Here is a 7,804-nt window from a genome sequence, read left to right on the forward strand (position 1 = left end):
TGCCATGCTTCTGCCCGATCATTCGCGCCCCCCAACGTTTGAGGAGAATGCTGTGCTGTCGTCTGTTTTCCGCTTCACCTTGATCCTGCCGCTCCTGGGCCTTGCCCACGCGGCCAAGCCCAGCACACTGAGCCCGGCCGAGGTGCTCAAGCAATCCCAGCCCAGCGACTGGCGCGCGCTGGATGCGCAGAATACGGTGCTGATGACGGTGAATGGCAGCACGGTGATCTTCGAGCTGGCGCCGCGTTTCGCGCCCCGCCATGCCGCCAATATCCGCAAACTGGTCAGCGAAGGCTATTTCGACGGCCTGGCGGTGATACGGGTGCAGGACAATTTCGTCAGCCAGTGGGGCGACCCGGTGGATGAAGAGAAAGAACCGGAGAAGCTCAAGCCGCTCGGTGGTGCCGAGGCCAAGCTGCCGGCGGAGTTCTCGATCCCACTCGCCAAGCTGCCGATTGCCCGCCTCAAGGATGTCGATGGCTACGCACCGATCACCGGCTTTCTGGACGGCATGCCGGTGGCGGCCAACCCGAAGACCGGCCGGGCCTGGATTCCGCACTGCTATGGCGTGATCGGCGCCGGGCGCGGCAATGCGGTGGACAGCAGCAATGGCAGCAGTCTGTACACGATTATCGGCCAGGCGCCGCGCGCGCTCGACCTCAATATCACTGTGGTGGGTCGGGTGCTCAAGGGTATCGAAGCGCTCTCCGCGTTGCCGCGTGGTACTGGCCCGCTCGGCTTTTATGAGAAGCCCGAGCAGCGGGTGCCGATCAGCCAGGCGCGCCTGCTGGCCGATGTGCCGGAAGCCGAGCGCCCGGCGCTGGAGCTGCTGCGTACCGACACCGCCACCTGGCAGCGCTGGGTGGAGGCGCGCCGGCATGCCAGCGGCGATTGGTATGTGCACAGCGCCGAGCATGTGAATGTGTGCAATCTCTACCCGCCCGTACGCGCTAAGCCGACACCGGCAGGTTGAGCGGTCGCAGCCGGCATGAAAAAGCCCCGCAGGGCGGGGCTGGCGTGCCGGGTGAGTGCCTAGAGCTTGCCCTGGAACTGCGCAAGCAGGCTGTACAGATCGCTGGCCGTGCCGGCCAGCATGCGCGCCGACTGGTTGACCGCGCCGATATTCACGCTATTGCGTTCCACCAGCGCGCTCATCTTTTCCATGCTCTGCGCGAGCAGCTGCGTGGTGCTGTCCTGCTGTTTGAGCATGACGGCGATATCCTGGGCCGAGGACGACACCCCATTGCTGGCCTGCTTGATCTGACCGAGCTTGGTGCTGCTCTGGTCTATCATCGCCGTGCTGTGCTGAACGGCCTCGGCTGCTTGCTGCATGGAGCTGAGCACTGAGGCGGTATTGCCCTCGATATTCTGGATGGTGCCGCTGATCTCGGCCGTGCTGCTGCCGGTGCGCTCGGCCAGCTTGCGTACCTCATCGGCCACCACGGCAAAGCCGCGCCCCTGCTCGCCGGCCCGCGCCGCCTCGATGGCGGCATTCAAGGCCAGCAGATTGGTCTGCTCGGCCACCTCACGTATGGTGCGGGTGACCTGGTTGATGGCAGCAATCGATACGCGCAGCTGATCGATTACATTCTGTGTTTCGGCCACCGTGCTGACCACGCGCTGGGTGGCGTGCGCCGAGCTGCCGATCTGTTCCACGCCATCATCCACCAGCTGGCTGGCGGTATCGGCATGGTTGGAGCTGCGCGCGGTGGCCTCGGAGATTTCCGATACCGAGGTCGACAGCTGCTCGAGCGCAGCGGCGAGTGAGTTGATGCCGTCGGCCGACTCCTTGACCGTATCGGCCAGTTCGGTCACCCGCGCGCTCAGTTCCTTGGCCTGCTCGCCCACGCTATCGGCTGCCGACACCACATCCGCGATGATGGCGCGCAGATTGACCCCCATGGAATTGAGCCCGAGCAGCAGCGGAGCAAATTCGCCCGCCGCGCGGGTGTCCACGCTGTGTTTGAACTCGCCCTCACCGAGCTTGCGCAGGGCTTGGCTGGCCCGCTGCAGCGGCACGACCACGCCGCGCCAGGTCCAGCCACCCAGGCCCACGCTGGCGGCCAGGGCCAGTAGGGTCAGACCGATATGGGCGCTCTGGTTCTCCACCAGCAGATTGATCACGCTGAGCAGCACCGGGATCATTACCAAGAGACCGAGGCGCCAGGCAATCGACACATCTTTCGGGTAGCGAGTGGCCGGGAAGCTGGCCTGGCCGGCATTCACCGCCGCATATAGCCGGTTCGCTTCGTCGATCTGCTGGCGGCTTGGCGCATTGCGCACCGACATATAGCCGGTTCGCTCGCCGTTTTCGTACAAAGGTGTGGCATACGCCTCCACCCAGTAGTGCGCGCCATCCTTGCTGCGGTTTTTCACCAGCCCGCGCCAGGGCAGGCCGGCCTTGATGGTCTGCCACATGTCCTCAAACGCTGCGGGGGGCATATCGGGGTGGCGCACCACATTGTGCGGTTTGCCCAGCAGCTCTTCCTTGCTGAAGCCGCTGATATCGATAAAGGCGGGGTTGGCGTAGCGAATCACGCCTTTCAGATCGGTCTTGGTGACGATGGGACGTTTGGGGTCGAGCAGACGCTCTTCCTCCGTAACCGGCAGGTTCTTGCGCATGGCTTCCTCTCCTGAGCGTATGAAGGCGTGCCGAAACCGTTTTCAACTGGCTACGTGCAACGCACCGAATGTGTTATAGCCAGCCCGAACGCAAGCTGCAGCCAAGTCGTGCAAGTTGCCAATGAGCCGTGTGGCGTGCGGGCCGTAGGCCTAGGGATTGGCCAGCCAGCCTTGGTATTGAGCCAGATTGTCGCGGGTCAGCAGACCGGGCGCGATCAGCTCTGGCGTGCTCGGGGCCGGGCGGCCTGCCAGCATGGCCACGCCGATTTCCACCGCGCGTTTGGCCATCTTGAATGGGTCCTGGGTGGCGGAGGCGAGCAGATTGTCACTGCGCGGCAGCGCCTCGGCGAAAGCAGGTGAGCCATCCACGCTGGCGATCAGCACATCGCGGCGCCCGGCTGCGCGCAGCGCGCTATCGCTGCCCAGCGCTTGGCGGTCGTTGATGGTGAAGATGCCGGCGACATTGGGATGCTGTTTGAGCAGAGTCTGTGTGGCGGCATGGCCACCCGAGGGCGAAGCTCGACCATCAAGCTCCGTTGGCAGCAGCGCAATGTCTGGGTAGTGCGCGAGTGCTGCTTTGCAACCCTGGATGCGTTCGATAACCGAGGACACCTGCGGACCGCCCTGTATGGCCAGCTGGCCCTTACCCTGCATGGCCTCGGCCAGATAGTGACAGGCGATCTCACCAGCCTGGCGATTATCGGTCATTACCGTGGCTTGGGCGCCTGGGGCGATCACATCGACGGCAATTACCACACTGCCCTGCTGGCGCGCCTGGTGCAGCAGCTTGTCTACTCGCGCGCTACCGGCCGAGGAAGTGATCAGTAGGCGCACGCGCCGCGCGATCAGATGGCGCAGATTGCTTTCCTCGCGCTGCGGATCGTACTCATGTTGAAGGGTGATCACCTCGACCGCCGGGTCGTGCGCCTTGGCGGCATGCAGTACGCCGCGCACGATGGCTTTGAAGAAGGGGTTGGCGAGCGAGGCGGTATCGATGCCGACCAGGCCGATTTCGCCTGCCTGCACCGCGTGTAGTGTCGAGAGGCAGCAGGAGAGCAAGAGAAGACGGGTTTTGCGGAGCAGGCTCAGCATACTCAGACTCGCAGAGAGGACCGGACTGGCGGCGGTTTCCAAGCGGTGCCATGCGCTGTGCTGATTGCCTGCTGCCACGCTTGGCGCCAAGAAAACGGCTGCCTAGGCAATATATAGCGCAGACCGGCCAGCGGTGCTGGCCGGCAGGCTTGCAATCAGGCGGCGTCGGCCAGTTGCTGCAGGGCGGCGGCCAGCTCGGCCTCGCTTACGCCTTCGCCCAGCTGGCCGGGCAGGCTGGCCAGCACTGCCACACCCTCGGCCTTCAGTCGGCCAACCCACTGGCCGGCCTCACGGCCTTGCTCAAAGCCCTGGCTTTGCAGCAGCAGGCGGCCATCGGCGGCGTTGAACTTGAAGTAGAAGCGCCCGTCTGCTTCGCGATATTGCTTGAACAGCGGCAGGGCGGCCTTGGCAGCTTCCACTGGCTTGGCGTTCGCTGCAGCCGCAGTAAAGCTGCGCAGGCCGACCGCGGCGCGTAGCTCGGCCAGGAAGGGCGCGGCAATCGCACGGGCCTTGGCGGCACCGGCCTGCAAGGCGGCTTCGATCTCGGCCGGGTTGGCGATCAGCGCCTCGTAGCGCGCGCGCATCGGGCCGATCTGGCTTTCGATGCGTTCGAACAGGCGCTGCTTGGCTTCACCCCAGCCCAGGCCGGCGATCAGTTCGGCGCGGAAGGCGGCGGTGTCCTCGGCGCTGGCAAAGGCGCTGAACAGGGTGAGCAGCGCATTGCTGTCCGGGTCCTTGGCTTCGCCAGGCAGGCGCGAGTCGGTCACCACCTTGGCAATCGCCTCCTTCAGGCCCTTGGCGCCACCGGCAAACAGCGGAATGGTGTTGTCGTAGCTCTTGCTCATCTTGCGGCCATCCAGGCCCGGCAAGAGTGCAATCTCCTCATCCACGCGTGCCTCGGGCAGCACGAACAGTTCGCGCCCGGCACCGAACAGGTGGTTAAAGCGCTGGGCGATATCGCGCGCCATCTCGATATGCTGGACCTGGTCCTTGCCCACCGGCACCTGATGGGCGTTGAACATCAGGATGTCGGCCGCCATCAGCACCGGGTAGCAGAACAGGCCCATGGTCACGCCCTGGTCGCTCTCTTCGCCGGCTGCCTCATTGGCATCGGTGGACGCCTTGTAGGCATGGGCGCGGTTCATCAGGCCCTTGGCGGTCACGCAGGTGAGCAGCCAGTTCAGTTCGGGAATCTCGGGAATATCGCTCTGGCGGTAGAACACCACGCGTTCGGTATCGAGGCCGGCTGCCAGGAAGGTGGCGGCGATTTCCAGGCGCGAGCGGGCAATGCGCGCCGGGTCATCGCACTTGATCAGCGCGTGGTAGTCGGCCAGGAAGAAGAAGCTCTCGGCGCCAGGCTGGCGGCTGGCTTCGATGGCCGGGCGAATCGCGCCGACATAATTGCCCAGATGGGGCGTGCCGGTGGTGGTGATGCCGGTCAGAACGCGGGTGGTCATGGTGCAGGTCCTCAGACTTCAAAGCAGGCCGCGAGTCTAGCTTGCCAAGCCCTCGGGTGGCTATGCCGGCCTAGGGCCTGTTAACACTGATGGCGCGCGAGCACACGGCCTACCTGCTCGGCTACATCATCGGCCAGCGTCACCAGGCTGCCAGTGCGCGCACGCTGCGCATCGCTGGCCGTGGCATGCGCCCATACACCCAGATTAACGGCCTGCCAGTCATCCAGGCCCTGGGCGAGCAGGGCGCCGATCAGGCCGCTCAATACATCGCCCTGGCCGGCATTGGCCAGGGCCGCGCTGCCGGCGGTATTCACCGCCATGCGCGTGCGCTGCGCAACCAGGCTGCCGGCGCCCTTCAGCACCACGGTGGCTTGGTAGCGCTCGGCCAAGGCCTGTGCCGCATCAAAGCGCTGCGCCTGGATATCGACGGTGCTGCAGGCCAGCAGCCGCGCCGCTTCGCTCGGGTGTGGCGTCAGCACGCAGGGCGCCGCGCGCTGCGCGACTGCCTCACCCAGCCCGGTATCGCTGGCCAGCAGGTTGAGCGCATCGGCATCCAGCAATAGCGGCAGCGACGTGGCCAGCGCCTGCTGCAGCGCCTGGGCGGCGGCTGAGCTGTTGCCCAGGCCTGGGCCGACCACTAGCACATCGGCCTGCAGATCCTGCGCGGTCGTGTATTGGCGCAGCATCAGCTCGGGGCGGCAGGGGTCGTAGCGCGGTCCGTCCGGGTCGAGCTGATGCACGATCACCTTGCCGGCGCCGGCATGCAGCGCCGCGCGGCCAGCCAGCAAGCCCGCGCCGGCCATGCCGGCCGCCCCACCTACAATGACCAGTGTGCCAAAGCGGCCCTTATGGCTATCGGGCTGGCGGCTAAGTCGGCACTGGGCAGCCAATTGCGCGCAGTCGGCCAGGCTGCCGGCAGGCAGCAGAGAGTCGGGTAGGCCGAGCGTAGCCAGCAGGCGTTGTCCCACGTGGTTGCAGGCCGCGCCGGTCAAGAGGCCGCGTACGGTGCCGATCAGGCTGAGCGTCCAGCTTGCCTGAATGGCCGCACCGGGCTGGGCGCCACTATCAGCCAGGATGCCGCTCGGCACATCCAGCGCCAGCGTGGGTAGGGCCAGTGCGTTCACCGCGTCGATCAAGTCCGTCCACTCGCTGGCCAGTGCGCGGTTCAGGCCGATGCCGAACAGGCCGTCCAGCACAAACTGATAGGGCTGGGCCGGTAGGCTGTGCAGCGCGCTGCCACCCACGGCCAGCCAATCCTGCCAGGCCTGCGCCGCATCGGCTGGCAGCGGCTCGGGGCCGGCCGGCATCAGCACATCGAGCGCAAAACCGAGCTCATGCAGCCGCCGCGCCGCCACCAGCGCATCACCACCATTATTGCCCGGCCCCACCAGCACCAGCCCGCGTGCCTGTGGGCCAAAGCGCTGGGCGATAAAGCCCGCCGCGGCCTGGCCGGCGCGCTGCATGAGCGGCAGACCCTGGGCCAGGGCGGCCTGTTCGATTTGTCTGAGTTGGGCAACTGGGTAGAACATGGTGCACCAGGGGCAGGGGGATGCCCCGATTGTAGTGGGGAGCGGTGATGAAACGACTGCTGATTCTGCAAGCCGGCCAGACCGAGCTGGGCCCGGTGTATGCCTTGGCCCAGGCCGCGCTGGCTGGCGCCCAGACCGAAGCGGTGGATGCGCAGTTGCTGCGCGCGCTGGACGCGGGCCTGGCTGAGCTGCTGGCCGCCGATGCGCTGCTCTTTGTTACCCCGGAAAAGTTCGGCTATATGGCCGGCGCGCTGAAGGACTTCTTCGACCGCACCTTCTATCCAGCCCAGGGCCGGGTCGAAGGCCGCCCTTATGCGCTGATCGTGGCGGCCGGCAATGACGGTAGCGGCGCCGCCACGGCAGTTGAGCGTATCTGCCGTGGCTACCCGCTCAAGCCCGTGGCCGAGCCACTGATCGTACGCGGCCCGGCCGACCCGGCCGCACTGCAGGCCGCCCATGATATCGGCCAGGGCCTGGCCGGCGGCCTGGTGCTAGGGGTGTTCTAGCCCGCGTGCTCTGCCGCCCCTGGCGCTGCATCATCCTCATTCGGCAGGCTGCGCACAAAGCTGCTGAACCACACCGCGAAGCTTGGCGCGATCAGTTGGCGTTCGTCCTCATCGTGCCAGACGCGGATCACCTGACCGACTTGGCCGCCCTCGGCCGGGGCAAGGTCCAGGCATAGGTGGTTGCCCATGCCGTCATGGGTGAAGGGAATCCAGGCCGGGTGGAACCAATCGGGGCGTATGCCCTCATCCGGCGCGCCGCTGCACTCGGCCATATCGGGCGACTTCATCAGCTTGGTCCAGGTGCGCCACTGCGACAGCATGCCCTTGGCGCTCAGGAAGAACTCGCCCTCGAATAGCGGCTCCTCGCCCTTCTGGCCATCGTGCACGCTCAGCGCAGCCTTGAAGTCGTCTGGCAGGCTGAGTTTGAGCTTGGCCTCCAGCTCGGCCAGCGCCTCGGGGCTGGCTGGCTTACCCAGACTGCGCAAGAGCGCCGGCTCCTCCTGCTTGAGCCAGGCTTCCAGCTGCGCCCAGGCTTGCGCCATGGGCAGGGGCGGCAGCGCGGCCAGTTCCGCGCGCCGCGCCTGCTCTGCCGCCAGCG

At 66.2% G+C, this 7,804-nt stretch carries 7 protein-coding genes; 2 read left to right on the forward strand and 5 right to left on the reverse strand.

Annotation, left to right across the window (positions count from 1 at the left end):
• The first annotated feature begins 52 nt into the window (after positions 1–52).
• Positions 53–973: a peptidylprolyl isomerase gene (locus tag BT173_RS14565; protein WP_217651476.1), complete on the forward strand. Its 921-nt coding sequence runs from the start codon at positions 53–55 to the stop codon at positions 971–973.
• A 59-nt stretch (positions 974–1,032) separates the two neighbouring features.
• Here the strand turns inward: BT173_RS14565 and BT173_RS14570 are convergent, their stop codons facing one another.
• The 4 genes from BT173_RS14570 to BT173_RS14585 form a co-directional block, all read right to left on the reverse strand.
• Positions 1,033–2,622, reverse strand: a complete 1,590-nt coding sequence (locus tag BT173_RS14570) for a methyl-accepting chemotaxis protein (RefSeq protein WP_072429390.1) — start codon at positions 2,620–2,622, stop codon at positions 1,033–1,035.
• 150 nt (positions 2,623–2,772) lie between these two features.
• Positions 2,773–3,714: a substrate-binding domain-containing protein gene (locus tag BT173_RS14575; RefSeq protein ID WP_072429391.1), complete on the reverse strand. Its 942-nt coding sequence runs from the start codon at positions 3,712–3,714 to the stop codon at positions 2,773–2,775.
• A gap of 155 nt (positions 3,715–3,869) precedes the next feature.
• A complete protein-coding gene (locus BT173_RS14580; RefSeq protein WP_072429392.1) occupies positions 3,870–5,171 on the reverse strand; it encodes a tryptophan--tRNA ligase in 1,302 nt (433 codons plus the stop codon).
• Between the two features lie 80 nt (positions 5,172–5,251).
• On the reverse strand, positions 5,252–6,700 hold the full coding sequence (locus tag BT173_RS14585; protein WP_072429393.1) for a bifunctional ADP-dependent NAD(P)H-hydrate dehydratase/NAD(P)H-hydrate epimerase: 1,449 nt from the start codon (positions 6,698–6,700) through the stop codon (positions 5,252–5,254).
• Between the two features lie 47 nt (positions 6,701–6,747).
• On the opposite strand from BT173_RS14585, the gene BT173_RS14590 reads away from it, so the two are divergent.
• Positions 6,748–7,206, forward strand: coding sequence for an NAD(P)H-dependent oxidoreductase (locus BT173_RS14590; RefSeq protein WP_072429394.1), 459 nt, complete (start codon positions 6,748–6,750; stop codon positions 7,204–7,206).
• Here the strand turns inward: BT173_RS14590 and BT173_RS14595 are convergent.
• Positions 7,203–7,804 (reverse strand): SMI1/KNR4 family protein (locus BT173_RS14595; RefSeq protein WP_175545610.1); only part of this gene is annotated, 602 nt, incomplete at its 5' end. The genes BT173_RS14590 and BT173_RS14595 overlap by 4 nt on opposite strands.

The organism is Chitinimonas taiwanensis DSM 18899, assembly GCF_900119825.1.
Taxonomy (GTDB): domain Bacteria; phylum Pseudomonadota; class Gammaproteobacteria; order Burkholderiales; family Chitinimonadaceae; genus Chitinimonas; species Chitinimonas taiwanensis.

Bases quoted from the DNA above. Each gene is read 5' to 3' on its own strand.
- BT173_RS14570 (WP_072429390.1), bottom strand. From the start codon at position 2,622: ATGCGCAAGAACCTGCCGGTTACGGAGGAAGAGCGTCTGCTCGACCCC.
- BT173_RS14580 (WP_072429392.1), bottom strand. From the start codon at position 5,171: ATGACCACCCGCGTTCTGACCGGCATCACCACCACCGGCACGCCCCAT.
- BT173_RS14575 (WP_072429391.1), bottom strand. From the start codon at position 3,714: ATGCTGAGCCTGCTCCGCAAAACCCGTCTTCTCTTGCTCTCCTGCTGC.
- BT173_RS14585 (WP_072429393.1), bottom strand. From the start codon at position 6,700: ATGTTCTACCCAGTTGCCCAACTCAGACAAATCGAACAGGCCGCCCTG.
- BT173_RS14590 (WP_072429394.1), top strand. From the start codon at position 6,748: ATGAAACGACTGCTGATTCTGCAAGCCGGCCAGACCGAGCTGGGCCCG.